At 53.8% G+C, this 18,407-nt stretch carries 16 protein-coding genes; 4 read left to right on the forward strand and 12 right to left on the reverse strand.

Features of this window, described 5'->3' with window-relative positions; all coding sequences use genetic code 11:
• Positions 1–40: 40 nt before the first annotated feature.
• Positions 41–799, reverse strand: a complete 759-nt coding sequence (locus DA718_RS08795) for a DeoR/GlpR family DNA-binding transcription regulator (protein ID WP_112213044.1) — start codon at positions 797–799, stop codon at positions 41–43.
• A gap of 81 nt (positions 800–880) precedes the next feature.
• On the opposite strand from DA718_RS08795, the gene DA718_RS08800 reads away from it, so the two are divergent.
• A complete protein-coding gene (locus DA718_RS08800; protein ID WP_112213045.1) occupies positions 881–1,474 on the forward strand; it encodes an NUDIX domain-containing protein in 594 nt (197 codons plus the stop codon).
• A 61-nt stretch (positions 1,475–1,535) separates the two neighbouring features.
• Here DA718_RS08800 and rplY read toward each other — a convergent pair whose 3' ends face one another.
• Entirely contained in the window at positions 1,536–1,820 is a 285-nt protein-coding gene (rplY, locus tag DA718_RS08805) for a 50S ribosomal protein L25 (protein WP_112213046.1), read from the reverse strand.
• A 137-nt stretch (positions 1,821–1,957) separates the two neighbouring features.
• Positions 1,958–3,715, reverse strand: a complete 1,758-nt coding sequence (radD, locus tag DA718_RS08810; protein ID WP_112213047.1) for a DNA repair helicase RadD — start codon at positions 3,713–3,715, stop codon at positions 1,958–1,960.
• Between the two features lie 149 nt (positions 3,716–3,864).
• Between radD and rsuA the strand changes: the two genes are divergently transcribed.
• From rsuA to DA718_RS08825, 3 genes are all read left to right on the forward strand, one after another.
• Positions 3,865–4,584, forward strand: coding sequence for a 16S rRNA pseudouridine(516) synthase RsuA (gene rsuA / locus DA718_RS08815; RefSeq protein WP_112213048.1), 720 nt, complete (start codon positions 3,865–3,867; stop codon positions 4,582–4,584).
• Positions 4,581–5,777, forward strand: a complete 1,197-nt coding sequence (locus DA718_RS08820; protein ID WP_112213049.1) for a Bcr/CflA family multidrug efflux MFS transporter — start codon at positions 4,581–4,583, stop codon at positions 5,775–5,777. Before rsuA ends, DA718_RS08820 begins: the two co-directional genes overlap by 4 nt.
• 329 nt (positions 5,778–6,106) lie before the next feature.
• Positions 6,107–6,451: a YejG family protein gene (locus DA718_RS08825; protein ID WP_112213050.1), complete on the forward strand. Its 345-nt coding sequence runs from the start codon at positions 6,107–6,109 to the stop codon at positions 6,449–6,451.
• A 3-nt stretch (positions 6,452–6,454) separates the two neighbouring features.
• On the opposite strand, the gene yejF is transcribed toward DA718_RS08825, so the two are convergent.
• The 9 genes from yejF to DA718_RS08875 form a co-directional block, all read right to left on the reverse strand.
• Positions 6,455–8,044: a microcin C ABC transporter ATP-binding protein YejF gene (gene yejF, locus DA718_RS08830; protein WP_112213051.1), complete on the reverse strand. Its 1,590-nt coding sequence runs from the start codon at positions 8,042–8,044 to the stop codon at positions 6,455–6,457.
• Between the two features lies 1 nt (position 8,045).
• Positions 8,046–9,071 carry a microcin C ABC transporter permease gene (locus DA718_RS08835; protein WP_112213052.1) on the reverse strand — a complete coding sequence of 342 codons (1,026 nt, stop codon included), beginning with the start codon at positions 9,069–9,071 and terminating at the stop codon, positions 8,046–8,048.
• On the reverse strand, positions 9,071–10,165 hold the full coding sequence (locus DA718_RS08840; RefSeq protein ID WP_112213053.1) for a microcin C ABC transporter permease YejB: 1,095 nt from the start codon (positions 10,163–10,165) through the stop codon (positions 9,071–9,073). Before DA718_RS08840 ends, DA718_RS08835 begins: the two co-directional genes overlap by 1 nt.
• Before the next feature lie 9 nt (positions 10,166–10,174).
• Positions 10,175–11,980: an extracellular solute-binding protein gene (locus tag DA718_RS08845; RefSeq protein ID WP_112213215.1), complete on the reverse strand. Its 1,806-nt coding sequence runs from the start codon at positions 11,978–11,980 to the stop codon at positions 10,175–10,177.
• Between the two features lie 70 nt (positions 11,981–12,050).
• The gene (locus DA718_RS08850; RefSeq protein ID WP_112213054.1) at positions 12,051–13,613 is read right to left on the reverse strand and encodes a cyclic di-GMP phosphodiesterase; all 1,563 of its coding nucleotides are present in this window, start codon (positions 13,611–13,613) and stop codon (positions 12,051–12,053) included.
• 183 nt (positions 13,614–13,796) lie between these two features.
• Positions 13,797–14,366, reverse strand: coding sequence for a bifunctional murein DD-endopeptidase/murein LD-carboxypeptidase (gene mepS, locus DA718_RS08855; RefSeq protein WP_110272352.1), 570 nt, complete (start codon positions 14,364–14,366; stop codon positions 13,797–13,799).
• A gap of 426 nt (positions 14,367–14,792) precedes the next feature.
• Positions 14,793–15,506 (reverse strand): phosphatase PAP2 family protein, encoded by a 714-nt coding sequence (locus DA718_RS08865; RefSeq protein WP_167492860.1) that lies wholly within the window; start codon positions 15,504–15,506, stop codon positions 14,793–14,795.
• A 36-nt stretch (positions 15,507–15,542) separates the two neighbouring features.
• Entirely contained in the window at positions 15,543–16,520 is a 978-nt protein-coding gene (locus DA718_RS08870) for a CobW family GTP-binding protein (RefSeq protein WP_112213057.1), read from the reverse strand.
• 119 nt (positions 16,521–16,639) lie between these two features.
• Positions 16,640–18,106, reverse strand: a complete 1,467-nt coding sequence (locus tag DA718_RS08875; protein WP_112213058.1) for a mannitol dehydrogenase family protein — start codon at positions 18,104–18,106, stop codon at positions 16,640–16,642.
• Positions 18,107–18,407: the final 301 nt, after the last annotated feature.

Below are 18,407 nucleotides of genomic sequence, written 5' to 3' on the forward strand. Positions count from 1 at the left end.
TCGGGTTTTTACTTCTGGACTCCAGCCTGAAAGCGGTGAACTAGAAGGTGTAAAGGGTTTCTACCCCATCAATGGCTAATTGCTGGCGTAGTACATCATCTAACGGCGTATCCACAACCAGTGTGCTAGCGAGGCTCAATTCGCCGATGGTAAAGGCCGAAGCGGAGTTGAGCTTTTCTTGTGATGCCATCACCACCGTTTCGGCTGCTCGTGCCGCTAGCGCGCGCTTAATCCCCGCTTCTTCATAATCACCCGTGGTTAATCCGGCTCGATGATGTACGCCTGTGACGCCCATAAAAAACAGGTCGGCATTGATGCGGGAAATACTTTCCAGCGCGTTTGCGCCCACGCTGACCACCGAATGTTTGAATAGCCGACCGCCAATCAAAATCACTTCTATCAGCGGTTTTTCCACCAGTTCGACGGCGATCCCCGGGCTATGAGTCACCACTGTACACGCCAGGTCATTCGGCAGCAGGCGCGCCATCTCTCCGGTCGTGGTTCCGCCGTCGATAATCACCACCTGACCGGGTTGAATAAGCTCCACTGCGCGTTGAGCGATTGCCTGTTTTGAAGGGATTTGCACGTTTTTTCTTGTTTCAATAGGCGCGATTGCCGCGGAAACAGGCAGCGCACCGCCGTGTACCCGCTGCAATTTACCTTCCGCAGCCAGTTCTCGCAGATCCCGGCGAATGGAGTCCTCTGAAACGCTAAAACGCTGGCTGAGATCGCCTGACATCACCTGTTTTTCCTCGGCGAGGATATGCAAAATCTGCTGTTTTCTCTGGCTGGCAAGCATCAAAAATACCTTCATGAGTTATCTTGTTTGTGCGCGATTATGCATGTTATGGTGCTCGCTGTCACCTAAAAGGGGAAAAACATGCACGCTGATGCGCCGCGCGTTCGCCATATCCGCGAAACGCTATTATCGGACAACTGGTATACACTGAAAACCTACACGTTTGAGTTATTGCGCCGGGACGGGCGCTGGCAGGAGCAGAGTCGGGAAGCTTACGACCGCGGTAATGGTGCGGTGATTTTGCTCTACAACCGGGAAAAGCAAACGGTGGTGCTGGTTCGTCAGTTTCGCTTTCCGGTATGGATTAACGGTCATGATGGATTTTTGATCGAAGCCGCCGCAGGACTGCTGGATGACGCTTCTCCGGAAGAACGCATCGTTGCCGAGGCCGAAGAAGAGACCGGTTTTCGCGTCACCCGGATCGAGCCGGTATTTACCGCTTACATGAGTCCCGGTTCGGTGACGGAGAAGCTTTACTTTTTCATCGCTGAATACTCTGCCGACGATCGGCGCAGCGACGGTGGCGGCCTGGCGACGGAGGGAGAAGATATCGAAGTGCTGGAGTGGCCGCTGGAAAAAGCGCTGCAGGCTATTCGCGAAGGAGAAATCGTCGATGCGAAAACGATTATGCTGTTGCAGCATCTCGCGCTGAATGCCTCAACGCTACTCGCCTAATAAACAAAACGCCCCGAACCTTGCGGAGCGGGGCGTTTGCCATACAACTTTCAGCGAGCGATTAAGCGCGAACGAAGTCGATGTGGGTCAGCTTCGGCTTGAACGGGTGACGCTGAACAGCCTGAGCTTTAACTTTCTCTTCTTTGCCATCAACAACGATGGTCAGAACTTCGTTGTAGAACTCTGCATTGGTCTGCATGTTCCACACTTTGTCGTGATCCAGTTCGATTGCTACTGGCGCAGCTTCGCCGCCATACATGATGGCCGGGAATTTGTTAGCTGCACGCAGGCGGCGGCTCGCACCCTTACCCTGCTCTTTACGTACTTCTGCGTTGATAGTAAACATTGACGTCTCTCTATATATAAATCCTGCTACAGGCGACCCAGCAGCAGGCAGATTATCTGCTTCGCGAATGCAAAAGCGGGCGGCATTATAGCCGCCCTGCGTTTTTGCAGCAACCAAAACCTCAGTCCTGAGGACGATTAGCGCAGTTCGTTGGCCCGGCGGAATCGCCCCTGATAATCAAACACTTTCTCCCGGACCTGCCAGTATTGCCCCTTCATGCGGGCAACGACAAAGTCCGGGTGGCGCAGAAGCGCCTGCTGGGCGAGGATATCGGCAGGCGTTATCCAGCGCAGCGGCACGCCCGGCGTTCGGGTATGCGGTCGGATAAAGAGCTGCTCAAAGGCGGTACGCTGGGCGGGCGTATGCAGGCGGAAGCGCTCACTAACATCCGCGCCATCTTCATCGTAATAGGTGATTTTTAACCAAGCGCCTTTGTCATCCGCACCGTGCTGAAGAACCATACCGCTACACCGCAGCACCAGCGCATCTTTGAGCTTCAGCGCGGCTTTCAGCATGTCATCGGGGTCGACCAGAATGGTATCGCACTCGCGGCAGCGGCGGGCGGCAATATCGTTTTCCGCGTTACACTGCGGGCAGTTTTTAAAGCGAAAACGAAAATCGCACTGTTCACGATGACCTTCGTCATCCTCAAACCAGCCCTGGCAGCGGCGGCCAAAGTGTTCAATCAGCGTGCCGTCAGCGGTGGTTTTTCCCCAGAAGGTATTGGCGAAACCACATGCCGGACAAAAAACCTGGACCGGAACGTTGTCGCTTTTTCCTTTCGGCGTTCCCACTTCAGGGGCATACAGGTCGTGCGGATTGCCGGCGTAATCGAGAATCAGGCAGTCAGTTTTACCCGGCGCCAGGCGCAGGCCACGGCCGACGATCTGTTGGTAAAGGCTCACCGACTCGGTCGGGCGCAGGATGGCGATCAGATCGACATGCGGCGCATCAAAGCCGGTCGTCAACACCGCGACGTTAACCAGATAGCGGTACTGCTGCGCTTTAAACGCTTCGATGATGCGATCGCGCTCCGGCCCCGGCGTTTCACCGGTGATAAGAGCCGCCTCGCCCTGCGGAAGCAACCCGGTTACTTCACGGGCGTGTTCAACGGTGGCGGCGAAAATCATTACCCCTTTGCGCGTTTGGGCAAATTCAACGATTTGGCTGACAATATGCGGCGTGACGCGCTGCTGTTTTTTCAGCTCAACGTTCAGGTCGGCCTCGCTAAACAGGCCGTTACTTTGTGCCTGGAGACGGCTGAAGTCATACTGCACCACCGGCATATCCAGCCGCTCTGGTGGTGTCAGGTAGCCGTTCTTAATCATATAGCGCAGCGGCAGCTCGTAGATGCAGTCGCGAAACAGCGCTTTTTCATCGCCACGTACCATGCCGTGATAATGAAACTGGTAAATCCAGCCTTTACCAAGGCGAAAAGGGGTGGCGGTTAACCCGAGCAGACGTAGATGTGGATTGACCTGCTGAAGGTGGCTGATGATCTGCTGATACTGGCTGTCATCGTCGTCGCTGATCCGGTGGCACTCATCGACGATCAGCAACGAAAACTCGCCCTGAAACTGGTCAATATTGCGGGCCACCGATTGCACGCTGCCAAACACCACTTTTCCGTGGCTCTCTTTACGCTTCAGGCCTGCGGCGAAGATATCCGCTGCCAGGCCGAGTGCGCGATACTTTGCGTGGTTCTGCGCCACCAGCTCTTTGACGTGCGCCAGCACCAATACGCGACCGCGCGCCAGCCGCGCCAGTTCGGCTATGACCAGGCTTTTACCTGCGCCGGTCGGTAAGACGATGGCAGCAGGTTCATGGTGGCGGCGAAACCAGGCGAGCGTGGCGTCGACCGCCTCTTTTTGGTAGGGGCGTAATGTAAAAGTCATGAATTTATGGCGGTTAATTAACTCGCGAATAGTATGCCACGAATCTTTTCCCTTGAGTGGTGTTAAGAGCTCGTTATACTAACCCGTGATATTCTTCTTTTTCGGGCGCGTTGCCCGCTCCAGCACTCTTTACAGGCTAAAAAAATCTCATGCGACTTGATAAGTTTATCGCTCAGCAACTTGGCGTTAGTCGGGCTATTGCCGGGCGTGAAATCCGCGGCAGCCGCGTTACTGTGGACGGCGAAATTGTAAAAGACTCTTCTTTTAAGCTTCTACCGGAGCATGATGTCGAGTATGACGGCAATACGCTGACTCAACAAAACGGCCCGCGCTACTTTATGCTCAACAAGCCGCAGGGGTACGTTTGTTCTACCGACGATCCGGATCATCCGACGGTACTCTATTTCCTCGATGAGCCGGTAGCCCACAAGCTGCACGCTGCAGGACGTCTGGATATTGACACCACCGGCCTGGTGTTGATGACCGATGATGGTCAGTGGTCTCACCGCATTACTTCCCCGCGCCATCATTGTGAAAAAACCTATCTGGTGGAGCTGGAAAACCCGGTTGATGAAACCACCGCCGAGCAGTTTGCTAAAGGCGTTCAGCTGCACAATGAGAAAGAGCTGACAAAACCAGCAGTGCTGGAAGTGGTAACGCCGACCGAAGTCCGCCTGACCATTAGCGAAGGGCGTTACCATCAGGTTAAGCGGATGTTTGCCGCTGTCGGTAACCACGTAGTGGGGTTACACCGTGAACGTATTGGCGACATTGCCCTTGATGAGTCGCTGGCCCCTGGTGAATATCGTCCGCTGACGGAAGCTGAAATAGCCAGCGTTGGTGGCCAACATGCGCGGAGTAAAACGTGACGGCAAAGAAGAATTCGTCATTAGGAATTGTGTTTATTCTTGGCCTGCTGGCCATGTTGATGCCGCTGTCGATTGATATGTATCTCCCGGCGCTGCCGGTGATTTCGGCGCAGTTCAATGTGCCTGATGGCAGCGCGCAGATGACGCTCAGCACCTATATTTTGGGCTTTGCTGTGGGTCAGCTTTTATATGGCCCCATGGCTGACAGTATCGGGCGTAAACCAGTTATTCTCGGCGGAACGCTGGTTTTCGCGGCGGCGGCGGTGGCTTGCGCGCTGTCGCAGACTATCGATATGTTGATTACGATGCGCTTCTTCCACGGCCTGGCGGCTGCGGCAGCAAGCGTCGTGATTAACGCCCTGATGCGCGATATCTATCCAAAAGAAGAGTTCTCGCGGATGATGTCGTTCGTCATGCTGGTGACCACCGTCGCGCCGCTGGTGGCGCCAATGGTTGGTGGGGCGGTGCTGGTGTGGTTCAGCTGGCATGCGATTTTCTGGATCCTGGCGGTGGCGGCGCTGTTAGCGTCGGTGATGATCGCTTTCTTCATTAGCGAAACCCTGCCGCCAGAGCGGCGACAGAAGTTTCATATCCGCACTACGCTTGGCAATTTTGCTACCCTGTTCCGCCACAAACGAGTGCTGAGCTATATGCTGGCGAGCGGTTTTAGCTTTGCCGGGATGTTCTCGTTTTTGAGCGCCGGTCCGTTTGTTTATATCAATATCAACCACGTTTCGCCGCAGCACTTTGGCTACTATTTTGCGCTGAACGTCGTTTTCCTGTTCATTATGACCATTATCAATAGCCGGTTTGTGCGGCGGGTTGGGGCGGTAAATATGTTCCGCGCCGGGCTGTGGATCCAGTTCGCGATGGCGGTATGGATGGTGGTCTGTGCGCTGTTTGATGTTGGTTTTTGGGCGTTGGTGTTTGGCGTTGCCGCGTTTATCGGCTGCGTTTCTATGGTTTCTTCAAACGCGATGGCGGTCATTCTTGATGAATTTCCGCATATGGCCGGGACGGCCTCTTCGCTGGCGGGAACCTTTCGCTTCGGGATTGGGGCGATTGTCGGTGCTCTCCTCTCAATGGCGACCTTTACCACCGCCTGGCCGATGCTGATTTCTATCGCCTTCTGTGCCACCAGCTCCATTCTCTTTTATCTCTATGCCAGCCGACGGCGAAAAACCGCACGTTGAGTTACATCGAGGGGGCGATTTCGCCCCTTTTTTGATGCATATCAACCGAAACCTGCTTCTTGGTTTGGTGATTTGTTTCTTTTATGTAAAATCAGATCGCTTAAAAAGTCGCATTGTTGCGATAAAAAAGTTGTTTTAGATCACAGAAACGGGTACATATAGCCCGAAGATGTTCCATCTGCACGATTTTAAACTTTTACATTACAACCCAATAACACAGATATTATACCGGTGTAAGCGTTTTCCGTGCGGAATCAGGACTATTTGTCAATAATGTGTTAGCATTGATGTGAAATTATTGTGAAGTATTTTGCTTCCTGGGAAAACACGTGAATACACTGCAACTCTCTATCGTACACCGTCTGCCGCAGAGCTATCGCTGGCTGGCCGGTTTTGCAGGTTCAAGAGTTGAACCGATTCCGCAAAACGGCGCGCAGAGCGAAAACAGCCTTGTTGCTTTGAAATTGTTGAGTCCGGAAGGCCAAAATGCATGGTCGGTCATGCATAAGCTTAGCCAGGCGCTCAGCGACATCGAAGTAGACAGCTCTATCGTTGAATGCGAAGGGGAACCGTGCCTGTTTGTTAATCGCCAGGACGAGTTTGCTGCAACCTGCCGCCTGAAAAATTTCGGCGTGGCGATTGCTGAACCTTTCTCTGGTAATAATCCATTCTGACCGTCAGCTTAGCGCCAGCAGTTGGCGGGTATATTCCTGTTGCGGAGCGGTAAAGACACGCTCGCATTCTCCCTGCTCGATAACCTCTCCCTGCCGCAGCACCATGACTTGATGACACAGTGCCCGCACTACGCGTAAGTCGTGGCTGATAAAAATATAGGCCAACTGATGCTTTTGCTGTAACGCCTTCAGCAAGGCCAGAATTTGCGCCTGTACGGTCTTATCCAGCGACGAGGTCGGCTCATCCAGCACGATGAGCTGAGGCTTAACGACTAACGCCCTGGCGATAGCGATGCGCTGACGCTGACCACCGGAAAAGGCGGCTGGATAGCGATGACGAGATTGCGGATCCAGTCCTACCTCCTGCATCGCCTGTATCACTGCCTGCTCTCTCTCGGCAGGGGTGAGCGTCGGTTGATGTACGCGCAACCCTTCTTCAATGATTTGCAGGACATTTAGCCGTGGATTCAGCGATGAGTTGGGGTCCTGAAAAACAACCTGCATACGACGGCGTAGCGGCAGCATCTGACGACGATTGTGCCCCTGAAGTGCCTCGCCATCAAAATTAATCGTTCCCTCAGAGTGAATCAGGCGCAAAAGCGCCAGCCCGGTGGTGCTTTTGCCAGAACCTGATTCGCCGACCAGACCCAGGGTTTCTCCGGCGCGTAAATGAAAGCTGAGGGCGTTAACCACCCGATTATGATCGACGACCCGGCGCAGGAGCCCCTTGCGTATAGGAAAAGCAATACTCAAGTTTTCCGCCCGCAGCAGCTCCGGCGCATCGGGAGCCAGCGGCACCGGATCGCCCGACGGCTCGCTATCCAGCAGGCGGCGAGTATAAGGATGCTCAGGCGCAGAGAATAGCGCCTGACAACTATTTTGCTCGACGCAGCGGCCGTTTTGCATCACCGCCACGCGATCGGCGAGCTGACGCACGATACTCAGGTTATGGGTGATAAATAGCAGCCCCATGTTGAGTTCTTGCTTGAGTTCACGCAGCAGCGCGAGGATTTGCGCCTGGACCGACACATCCAGCGCGGTAGTGGGTTCATCGGCTATAAGCAGCTCCGGGCGCGTCAGCAGCGCCATGGCTATCATCACCCGCTGGCGCTCGCCGCCGGAAAGCTGATGCGGATAATCGCCTAGTCGCCGCGGTGCATTGCGGATCCCCACGCGATCAAGACAGTCGAGGATCTCCCCGCGCGCCGCCTCTTTACGCATACCACGGTGCAAAGAGAGCACTTCGTACAGCTGCTTTTCGAGGTTATGTAACGGGTTTAGCGAAACCATCGGCTCCTGAAAGATCATCGCGATGCGGTTACCGCGCACGCCGCGCAAGGTGTGTTCATCAGCGTGCAGCAGCGATTGACCGTGAAAACGGATATCGCCGCTGGGATAGCTGACCGGCGGTGAGGGCAGCAGGCGTAGCACCGACAGCGCCGAAACGCTTTTGCCGGAACCGGATTCGCCCACCAGCGCCAGGGTTTCGCCCGCCGCGATTTGCAGCGACAGCTCGCTGACGACGGTGGTGGTTTCACCCTGCTGGCGGAAGGCGATGGAGAGGTTATCGATATCTAACAGAGGTTGCGTCATGCTACACCGCCTTGCTTGGGTCGAAGGCGTCGCGAACCGCTTCACCGATAAAAATCAACAACGTCAGCAGCACTGCCACCGACAGAAAAGCGGCGATGCCCAGCCACGGAGCCTGAAGGTTATTTTTCCCCTGCAACAGCAGCTCGCCCAAAGACGGGGAGCCCAGCGGCAGACCGAAGCCGAGAAAGTCCAGTGAGGTCAGGGTGGTTATCGAACTACACAAAATAAACGGCAGGAAGGTGAGGGTGGCGACCATGGCATTTGGCAGCATATGGCGCAGAATAATGGCCCGATCGCTAACGCCGAGCGCCTGCGCGGCGCGAATATAGTCATAGTTGCGGGTGCGCAGGAATTCAGCGCGGACGACGCCCACCAGCGTCATCCAGCCGAACAGTACGGTAATCGCCAGCAGCCACCAGAAATTGGCCTGGACCACGCTTGAGAGCAGGATAATCAGAAATAGAGTTGGCATCCCTGACCACACTTCGATAAACCGTTGCCCCCAGAGATCAATTTTTCCGCCGTAATATCCCTGGATTGCACCAGCCATTACCCCTAGCACGCTGGAGAAGAAGGTCAGCAACAGACCGAAGAGAATAGAAATTCGCGTCCCATAGAGGATTCGCGCCAGCACATCACCGCCGTTGGCATCGGTGCCCAGCCAGTTCAGCTTTGACGGCGGAGACGGAAAGGGGCTGTCGCTGGCGAAGTTAATGGTCGTCGCACCAAAACGAACCGGCGCCCACAGGGCCCAGCCGTTATCATCCAATTGCTTTTGCAGCCACGGATCCTGATAGTCGGCGGCGGTAGCAAAGCTGCCGCCGAAGGTGGTCTCGCTGTAGTTTTTTAATAGTGGAACGTAGAGGCTGCCGCGATACTGCACCAGCAGAGGTTTATCGTTGGCGATAAGCTCGGCGCACAGACTACAGGCGAAGAGCACCAAAAAGATCCACAGGGACCAGTAGCCGCGACGGTTGTGGCGAAAGCGCGCCCAGCGGGCTTGATTGACGGGACTAAAAAATGACATTAGCGGCCCTCAAAATCGATACGCGGATCGACCAGCGTATAGCTGATATCGCTGATGATATTCAGCAGCAGGCCAATCAGGGTAAAAATATACAGCGTGCCGAACATCACCGGGTAATCGCGGGAAACGGTGGCTTCATAGCCCAGCAGCCCCAGCCCGTTTAGCGAGAACATCACCTCAATGAGCAGTGAGCCGGTAAAGAACATGCTGATAAAGGTGGCCGGAAAGCCAGCAATCACCAGCAGCATGGCGTTGCGAAAAATATGACCCCAGAGGATCTGCTTTTCACTCACTCCTTTGGCACGGGCAGTGACCACATACTGCTTGCGGATCTCATCAAGAAAGCTGTTTTTGGTCAGCATGGTGAGAGCCGCGAAACCGCCGATCACCGTCGCCAGGACGGGGAGCGTAATGTGCCAGAGATAGTCGAGGATTTTTTGATACCACGGCAGGCTATCGAAGTTGGCGGAAACCAACCCGCGTAGCGGGAAGAGATCGAAATAACTCCCCCCGGCAAAGATAACGATCAGCAAAATCGCGAACAGGAATGCCGGGATCGCATAGCCGATAATAATCAGCGTGCTGCTCCAGACGTCAAAATGGCTGCCGTTGCTGACTGCTTTGCGGATCCCCAATGGAATCGACACCAGATAAATAATCAACGTGCTCCACAAACCGAGGGTGATGGAGACCGGCAGGCTGTCTTTAATCAGCTGTAGTACCGACGAGCTGCGGAACAGGCTATCGCCGAAATCAAAGCGCAGATAATCGCCGAGCATTTTAAAATAGCGTTCGTGCAGCGGTTTATCAAAGCCGTAGCGGTGGGTTATTTCGGCTATGACCTCCGGGTCGAGCCCGCGCCCGCCGCGATAGTGTCCGTCGCTAATGTTACTGACGCCGGTACGCGCATGGCTGGCGCTCATTCCGCTTTCTCCGGCCCCGGGCAAACTGCCGCGATCGCCGAACTCAATGGCTGCAATCGCCTGATCGACCGGGCCGCCGGGCGCAATTTGCACAATAAAAAAGTTAATGGTGATGATCGCCCATAGCGTTGGGATGATCAGCAGTAGTCGGCGGAGCAGATATGCACCCATCTTAATTCCTTAACGTCTGTCCGCGGGGAGCCTGGCGGCTTTGCTTGCGTCGTACCACCAGTTTTCAAAACCAGAAGAGTAAACCGCGCGGGTCTGCGGGAAAGAGAACTTATCCCAGTATGCGGTTCGGTCATGCGCCATATACCACATCGGCAGCATGTAATAGTTCCACGTCAGCACGCGGTCGAGAGCCCGACCCAGCGGCAGCAGCTTCTCCTTATTGCCCTGCCAGCGAATAATTTGGGCAATCAGTTGGTCGACGGCTGGGCTTTGTACACCGGAAGCGTTGTAGCTGGAGTCAATATATTCAGAGTCCCAGGAGATTTGCAGGTCAGTTCCGGGCCAGGGCGTGGCGCGCCAGACGTTGGGCATCATGTCGTAATCGCGACTGCGCTTGCGGTTGCTGTATTGGGAGTTGTCGACCTGGCGAATATCCATGACGATCCCGAGCCGCTGAAGATTGTGCTGAAAGGGCAGAACCCAGCGATCGCTGCTCCCGGAAGGAAGTAGCAGCTCAAAGCGTAACGGTTTGCCGCTTTTCGCGTTAACCCGCCGCTGGTTTTTCACCACCCATCCCGCCTGGTTAAGGATGGCATCTGCTTTGAGCAGGTTTACGCGTTCGAAACCGTCGCCGTTGGAGACCGGGGGCAGGTAGATCTGCGTGAAAACTTCGGCAGGGATCTCTTTTTTCAGCGGCGTCAGCAGAGCAAGTTCTTCGGCATCTGGATAATCACGCGCCGCGTATTCGGTATTCTGAAAGAAGCTATTGGCGCGGCTGTAAGAGTTATAAAACAGCGCCTTATTCATCCATTCAAAATCAAACGCGAGAGTTATGGCTTCACGTACCCGCCGGTCGGTAAATACCGGGCGCTGAATGTTGAAAGCCAGCCACTGGGTATTCTGCGCCGAGGTGTTGGTATATTCATCTTTGACGATGTAGCCATGGGTAAAGTTGCGCCCCACATAGCGGGTGGCCCAGTTCTTGGCGATATTCTCTTCGCGTCGGTCAACGGCTCCGGCTTTGAAGGCTTCAAAGGCGACGTTGTCATCCAGATAGTAATCGTAGCGCAAGGTGTCGAAATTCCAGCGCCCACGATTAACCGGTAAATCAGCGGCCCAGTAGTCTTTTACTCGCGAGTAGGTGATGTACTGACCCATACGCCAGGCGGTCACGCGGTATGGACCGCTAGCTAACGGCGGTGAAGATAGCGGGTCGCTGAGCTTATGGTTACGCCAGAATTTTTCCGGCATCACTGGCAGGGAGAACAGGCTGAGCATATTCTCTTTACCCGGTTTTGCCAGCTCAATGCGAACGGTTAGCGGGGCGATCGCTTTAACGGTGGTGCCTTTATAATAGAGGCGAAATTGCGGCACCCCTTCGGTCATAAACTTTTGAAAAGTAAACGCGACATCGCTGGCGGTTATTGGGCTGCCGTCATGGTAGCGGGCGCGTGGATTGAGGGTTATCTCCATCCACGAAAATGCTTCGTCATAGCGAGCGCTTTCGGCAATCAGCGGATAGTAGCTGCCGGGTTCGTCATCAGAGGTGGTAAACAAGGAGTCATACAGCGTTTCGGTACGTATGCCCGGGTTGCCGCGCAGCGCGTAGCGATTGAAGTTATCAAAGGTGCCAATGGCCGCAAGGGTAATTGCACCGCCTTTCGGCGCGGCGGGGTTGGCATAATCGTAGTGGTCAAAGCCAGCGACGTATTTAGGCTCGCCGATAATGGCGAACGTATTGCTCTCTTTAATCGCTTGCGCCTGGCTCTGCAGGCTAAATAAGGTCAGCAGTATCAGGCTGATGCGTACAAACATAACCAGGATATCGTCCTCCAATGACAGGCCTGAAGTGGCCTGACCTCTGATAGCGAATGATAAAGGAGACTCAGCGGGTTGTGAAATATTTCGCGGGTTCATTGTGGGCGGCGACCAGCGCTTCCAGGGTCAGCGGTCGGCTTAACCAGTAACCCTGCAGATAGTTCACTCCGTGCTGGCATAGCCATTCGGCCTGTTCCTGCGTTTCCACACCTTCGGCGACCGTGGTGAGCTTCAGACGGCGGCTCAGCGAGATCACGGCATCCAGAACCGGTGATGTTACGGTTTCGGTGCCGATAGCTTGCACGAAGCCGCGGTCAATCTTCAGATAGTCGAAGTTATAGCGCTCCAGATAGATAAGCGCACTATGTCCGGTGCCAAAATCATCGATCGCAATTTCAAAGCCTTGCTCATGTAGCCAGTCGAAATTCTCCAACGATCGTTTTTTATCGATCATCGCGCGCTCGGTAATCTCCAGCACCACGCTAAAATGGTCAGAAGGCATAGTTGCCGCGAAATGTTGAAGATCCTGCTGAAAACTGTCGGCATGCAGGTGGGCGGGTGAAATATTTATCCCAAGCTTGCTACCGGCGGGCAGAAGGCTTTGCAGAGTCATGGCATCATGGGCTATCAGTTTTAACAGATGGCGGGTGAGAGGGATAATCATCTGCTGGGCTTCAGCCAGGGTGATAAACACGTCAGGAGGGATCTCCCCGGCGGTCGGGTGCCGCCAGCGCATCAGTACCTCAATACCGCTAATTTGCAGCGTGTCGGATTTCACTACCGGTTGGTAAACCACGTAAAACTGATCGTTTTTGATCGCCAACAGCAGTTCTTTGCGCGGGTCAGATTTGATAGTCAGGACGTAATAGCTCAAAAAACCTGCCAGTAGGCCGCATACCACGCCAAGCAGCAGGGAAAATTGGGTATTTTCTGCCAGCCAGCTGTTGGCGTAGAGATAAACTTTGAGCGGCAAACCGTCAATCTGCACCTGGCGGATTGGTGGTGAGAGTAGCGTTTGCGGGTCGATAAGTTTATTGCTGAAGGTGGAGATGGCAGTGTGGCTAATAGCCAGGGCAAGGCCGCTGAAATCGTTCTGCCGGGAAGAGTAGAGAATATAGGGCGTCAGGTTGGCATTAATCGAGACAAAAACACCGTCTTCTCCACCGTGCGGACTGCGGACCCACATCGCCAGCGCGGCGCTTTGCGGCATCATGGGCGTCCCGGGCAGAATGGCCATATCGACCGCTTTAGAGATATCGAGCTGGGGGATGAGCTGGGTTAAAGGCGTATTCATTGCCCCGGTGGCGGAGGAACAAAACGCGAAACCATTTTTAACCAGCAGGAACGCACGCACGTTTGGGCTGAATGCAGCATGGGCGGTTAATCCAGAATCGACATTTTCACAGGGCTGATCGACTAGCGGTTGCAGGCCATCAATGGTCTGATTTAAATCGTGGAAGTAGCTCTTAAGATACGCATGAACATTATCAATGATGACGTCGAAACGCTCTGCCCGATTGTGATAAATCACCATAAACTGAATGCTACCGGCCAGCAGGGCGACGGCGATTCCGATACATAAGCTGGTTAGCCAGATTTTACGCCGAGGAGAGAAGTGACGGGTAGGCATAGGCTATATCAGTCCGTGTTATTGATTTGCGCCAGGGGGGCATAGAAAGTCGTTTTTCCATCCCCACTTAAAGACATAGCTTATATTGCCAGGTTCATTCGCTGACGAGCAAAAAAAAACACTGCCTCGGCAGTGTTTTCCTTTTACTGGTATTGGCCAAGGGATAACCAACATCAGAAGAGTTTACGAGCGGCTCAGAACTCGTCGCGCTTCGTTATAGCGCTTTTTCCAGTATGGCTCATCCATGCTGGAAATCGTCACACCGCTGCTGGTGGATGCATGAACAAACTGGTTGTTGCCGATGTAGATACCCACATGGCGGCCCGTGGAACCAGCGCGGAACAGAACTAAATCACCAGTACGCAGTTGAGAACGCGTAATGGATTTACCTGAATCCTGCTGCTCAGAAGTTGAGCGCGGCAGTTCCAGACCAAACTGTTCACGGAAAGTACGTTGCACAAAGGCAGAACAATCGATGCCTTTACGAGTGCTGCCGCCGAGGCGGTAACGCACGCCCTTCCAGCTGGCATATTGATCCATCAAGCGGGACTTAACGTCCAGATTGCGAACCATTGTTTCAAATTCATCCTGAGAGGCTTGCAGTGATGATAAATCGCCACTACCCACAGCAAGCGTCTCAGAATGCATATTTCTGGCGGTACTATTTGAACTACACGCGGAAAGCAGAACCGCAACTGCAATCGCGGGGGCGACCCGCAAGATATATCTCAAAATCGGCTGAGATTTGACCATGCTGTGTGTTATCCCTTGTTGTCCTTAACGACAATGTCGTTATAAAAAATGCCAAACGTGTTAGAGCCTAATTACCTGGTCGCAATGAGACAATTCCGTAAGCATAAAATTGTGGCCTAACGCACAAATTTATTCATTCTCTGAATTGATGTCGCTGGAAAGGCAAAACGAGATCGAGATTACCCGATCAAACAAGGGATGGCGAGCGGTTTTGCGCAATTTCTTATAAGTATTTTTGCGACAAAAAGTGAATCATCGGGAAAGGGTAAAATAGCGTCAGTTGTGGGTAAAAAATATGCAATCCACTCATTTCTATAATGATTAATGTGACGGGAAGATGATAGGGGGATGAGAAAAAATGAGCTGAGAGAAAAGGGACCCAGAACGATCCCTTATGGATGATATTAATCATTTGTAAGGCGGAGTTTAATTTTTTGTTTTTCCGCAGGGTAGATAACGTTCAAATAAAGATATCACTTGATCGCTCAGTGGGGTCATCAACACCCAGGGCGCGCCAATCAATACGGCAGTTAATGAACCGACGGCAATATCGGTAAACCAGTGAGCGCCAATCATTACGCGTGGGAACGCGAAGACCACAAATATGACCAGCGCAATAGCCAACGCGCGATGACCAAAATAGCGCCACATAAAGGCGGCAAAAATCAGCAGCATCATGCCGTGATCGCCTGGGAAGCTATCCTTAGAGGCATCTTTAGTGGGAAATGAGATCACATCACTCACTTTAGTAATGTCGGTGAAAGAGAGCGAGGGGCTGGCGCGTTTGACCGGCATCAGATGCTGAGCCAACTGATTGATGACGACGGCGGCGAGCAGCATTACCAGGCCGATGATAATCACCCGGCGGCGTCCGGCGCTCTGTTCTTTAAACCAGAAGCTCAGCATCAGGCTGCCCATTGCCAGCAGCGAGCAGGCGTCGAATGCGCGGTTGTTGATAATTGCCAGCAGCCAGGTGTAAGCAGGGCTCACTCCAACCAGGTGGTTAAAGAAATAGAAGATAGCGGAATCCAGCGGATTCCAGAAACCATGGTTAACAGGAAAGTACCACGAGCAAAATAGCGCTATACCCGCCGCGTTCAGCAGCAGGATAAGGGGAATTCGATTTTTAATCATAATTATCGCGTGTTGTGTAAAACGACGGCAACCATAGCCGCCTTAACTTAAACGAAGCTTCAACAAGGAGGCCTGTAGCGCGTTCCAGTCGGTATCGGAATCAGCGATCAGCTCAATGCGGCTATCCGGCGGCGCAACGTTCTGCGTCTCAATATGCAGGTCAAGCTGCTGGCGATTGATACGCACCAGTCCTTCGGCAATACGCATCACACCTTTAACGCGTCCGACCGGCGCCAGTCGCGCCCATTCGAGCAGGCCAACGGTGTCAAAAATGGTCTCGGCGTCAAAAATCCAGCCACAGGACTGATAGCCCTGACCGCTATTAAGACTGCGGCGCCAGCGCTGATGGCTAGGGAGATTAAGCGCCGCCAGACCTGGTTTTTGCCCGTGGCTATGCGCGTGTTCAGCGCTTTCAGGTAGCGGCGTGACGTTGCGGCGCGGCAAATCAAGCCATACCGGGTCAATATTGCCCTGGGTGGCGCTGACGTGCTGACGCTCTCCGGCATAGGTCTGCCACCATGTTGCAAAGGCCAGTTGGCTTTCGCTGGTCGCGCGGTCCGCTTTATTGGTGATGACAATATCGGCGGCGGCTAACTGGTCGCGAAAGTTTTCGTTGGTCACCACCTTTTCGTCGAGCAACTGACGCGGGTCCAGCACACATAGCGTCGCGCGCAGGTCGATCCACGGCTCGTATACCGCGGCGGTCAGAATATCGAGGATCTGTTTGGGATGGCCAAGACCGGTTGGCTCTATTAACAAGCGGTCTGGTTTTCCCTGGCGCAGCAGCGTATTGAGCCCAACCTGCATTGGCAGGCCGTTGACACAGCACATGCAGCCGCCGGGGATTTCTTTAAGCAGAGCTCCGCTCTCGGCCAGCAGTGCGCCGTCGATGCCTACTTCGCCAAACTCGTTGACCAGAACGGCCCATTTTTCATCCGCGGGCTTATGGGCCAGCAGATGCAAAATCGAGGTCGTTTTGCCACTGCCGAGAAATCCCGTGATCAAGTTAGTTTTGGTCACCTTTTCTCCAGGATAAATGTAATGTTGTAACAGTTGAGACTATCCTGACGAAAAAAAAGTGAAAAGAGAAGTCTTACTGCGGACAGAACGGGGCTCTATCCGCTAAAAGGCAGAAATTGTTAAGAATCCAGCGCGGCGCTAATCGCCTGGCGAGTGCCGGCGGTCACAAGTTGATGCCACGCGGCGGTGATGTTGGCGACGAACTGCGGATTTTGCGAAAGGTCGCAGCCAAAAATTTCTTCAAGGGAGAGTAGGGCGCTAACGCGCTGTTGTTCATTGCTGGCGGATACAATTCTTCCAATTTTATCCGCCAGCGGGTCGCGGATATCAATCGTATTTCCAGCGTCGTCAATGCCGCTAACATAGCGCATCCAGCCCGCCACGCCCAGCGCCAGCAGCGGCCACTGGCTTCCGCGAGCAAGGTGGATACGGATACCGTCAAGCATACGCTGCGGCAGCTTCTGGCTACCGTCCATAGCAATTTGCCAGGTGCGATGCTTCAGCGAGGGGTTGCTGAAACGCTCGATCAGGCTGTCAGCATAGGCCGTCAGGTCGACACCGGTGATTGAGAGTGTTGGTGCCTGTTCATCAAGCATCAAACGGTAAGCGGCGCTGCGGAAAACCGGGTCCTGCATACAGTCGCTGACATGTTCGTGGCCCGCCAGATAACCCAGCCAGGCAAGAAAGGAATGGCTGCCGTTGAGCATCCGCAGCTTCATCTGTTCCCACGGCAGCACATCATCCGTCATCTGTACGCCAGCCGCTTCCCAGTCCGGGCGACCGGCAACAAAGTTATCTTCGACAACCCATTGAATAAACGGCTCGCAGCTAATTGCGCAGGGGTCTTCCACTCCCAGCACGGCGCTAATCTCCGCCAGCGACTCATCGGTGGCGGCTGGCACAATGCGGTCCACCATCGTGCCGGGAAAGCTGACGTGTTCAGCAATCCACTGCGCCAGCTCCGAATCGCGTTTTTCAGCCATTCCCAGCACGGCGTTTTTCACCACATGCCCATTGTTGGGAATATTATCGCAGGAGAGAACGGTAAACGGCGCCAGTCCACGTTGGCGGCGGCGCGCCAGCGTTTCGACCAGAATACCGGGCACCGATTGCGGCTGCGCAGGGTTTTCCTGGTCATGAATAATGCGTGGCTGCGTCATGTCCAGCAGGCCGCTGGCAGGGTCAATGCAGTAGCCTTTCTCGGTAATGGTTAGAGAAACAATGGCGACCTGCGGTTCGCAAAATTTCTCAATAATGGCAGCCAGCGAATCAAGTTTGGCGTTCAGACATTCATGCACTGCGCCGACAACGATCGGCTGATTACCCTCGGCCCCTTTCTCCAGTACGGTAAACAGATGATCTTGTTGGCGAAGCTGGATCATAAGCCGATCGCCGCTGAACAGGCTAATCTCGCAAATCCCCCAGTCCCCACCGCTGGCGTTGAGCACCCTGTCGGTGAGTAGGGCCTGGTGCGCGCGATGAAACGCGCCGAAACCGAAATGCACAATACGCGAACGCAGTTGGTTGCGATCGTACTGAGGGAGCTGCACGCCTTCCGGCAGCGTAGCTGTAGCAATGGTAGTCATTATTCATACACCTGATTAACTGACGATTAACATTCAGTAGTGTAAAGTTATATGACAACAAATTAAATTGGTGAGCCTAATTTATCCGCTTTGTGTGAGCTTGATCAATCAAGGACGCTGCGTTTGTTGCCAGGTGTGGAAACAATGACCATGGAGCAGCGGCAAATAAGTTATTATTGGTATAATAACTTTGGCGAGGAGAGCGACGATTGCAACCTGGCGTTGATATGAGCCAGGCGATCCGCGATACCAGATAAGGTACAAATAAAAAAGGACAGCCTGGCGCTGTCCTCTGTGTTTC

The sequence above is a fragment of the Klebsiella huaxiensis genome (assembly GCF_003261575.2).
Lineage (GTDB): Bacteria > Pseudomonadota > Gammaproteobacteria > Enterobacterales > Enterobacteriaceae > Klebsiella > Klebsiella huaxiensis.

Coding starts and splice junctions, on each gene's coding strand:
- rplY (WP_112213046.1), bottom strand. CDS start 1,820: ATGTTTACTATCAACGCAGAAGTACGTAAAGAGCAGGGTAAGGGTGCG.
- mepS (WP_110272352.1), bottom strand. CDS start 14,366: ATGGTCAAATCTCAGCCGATTTTGAGATATATCTTGCGGGTCGCCCCC.
- DA718_RS08850 (WP_112213054.1), bottom strand. CDS start 13,613: ATGCCTACCCGTCACTTCTCTCCTCGGCGTAAAATCTGGCTAACCAGC.
- DA718_RS08795 (WP_112213044.1), bottom strand. CDS start 799: ATGCTTGCCAGCCAGAGAAAACAGCAGATTTTGCATATCCTCGCCGAG.
- radD (WP_112213047.1), bottom strand. CDS start 3,715: ATGACTTTTACATTACGCCCCTACCAAAAAGAGGCGGTCGACGCCACG.
- DA718_RS08800 (WP_112213045.1), top strand. CDS start 881: ATGCACGCTGATGCGCCGCGCGTTCGCCATATCCGCGAAACGCTATTA.
- yejF (WP_112213051.1), bottom strand. CDS start 8,044: ATGACGCAACCTCTGTTAGATATCGATAACCTCTCCATCGCCTTCCGC.
- rsuA (WP_112213048.1), top strand. CDS start 3,865: ATGCGACTTGATAAGTTTATCGCTCAGCAACTTGGCGTTAGTCGGGCT.
- DA718_RS08845 (WP_112213215.1), bottom strand. CDS start 11,980: ATGTTTGTACGCATCAGCCTGATACTGCTGACCTTATTTAGCCTGCAG.
- DA718_RS08875 (WP_112213058.1), bottom strand. CDS start 18,106: ATGACTACCATTGCTACAGCTACGCTGCCGGAAGGCGTGCAGCTCCCT.
- DA718_RS08840 (WP_112213053.1), bottom strand. CDS start 10,165: ATGGGTGCATATCTGCTCCGCCGACTACTGCTGATCATCCCAACGCTA.
- DA718_RS08835 (WP_112213052.1), bottom strand. CDS start 9,071: ATGTCATTTTTTAGTCCCGTCAATCAAGCCCGCTGGGCGCGCTTTCGC.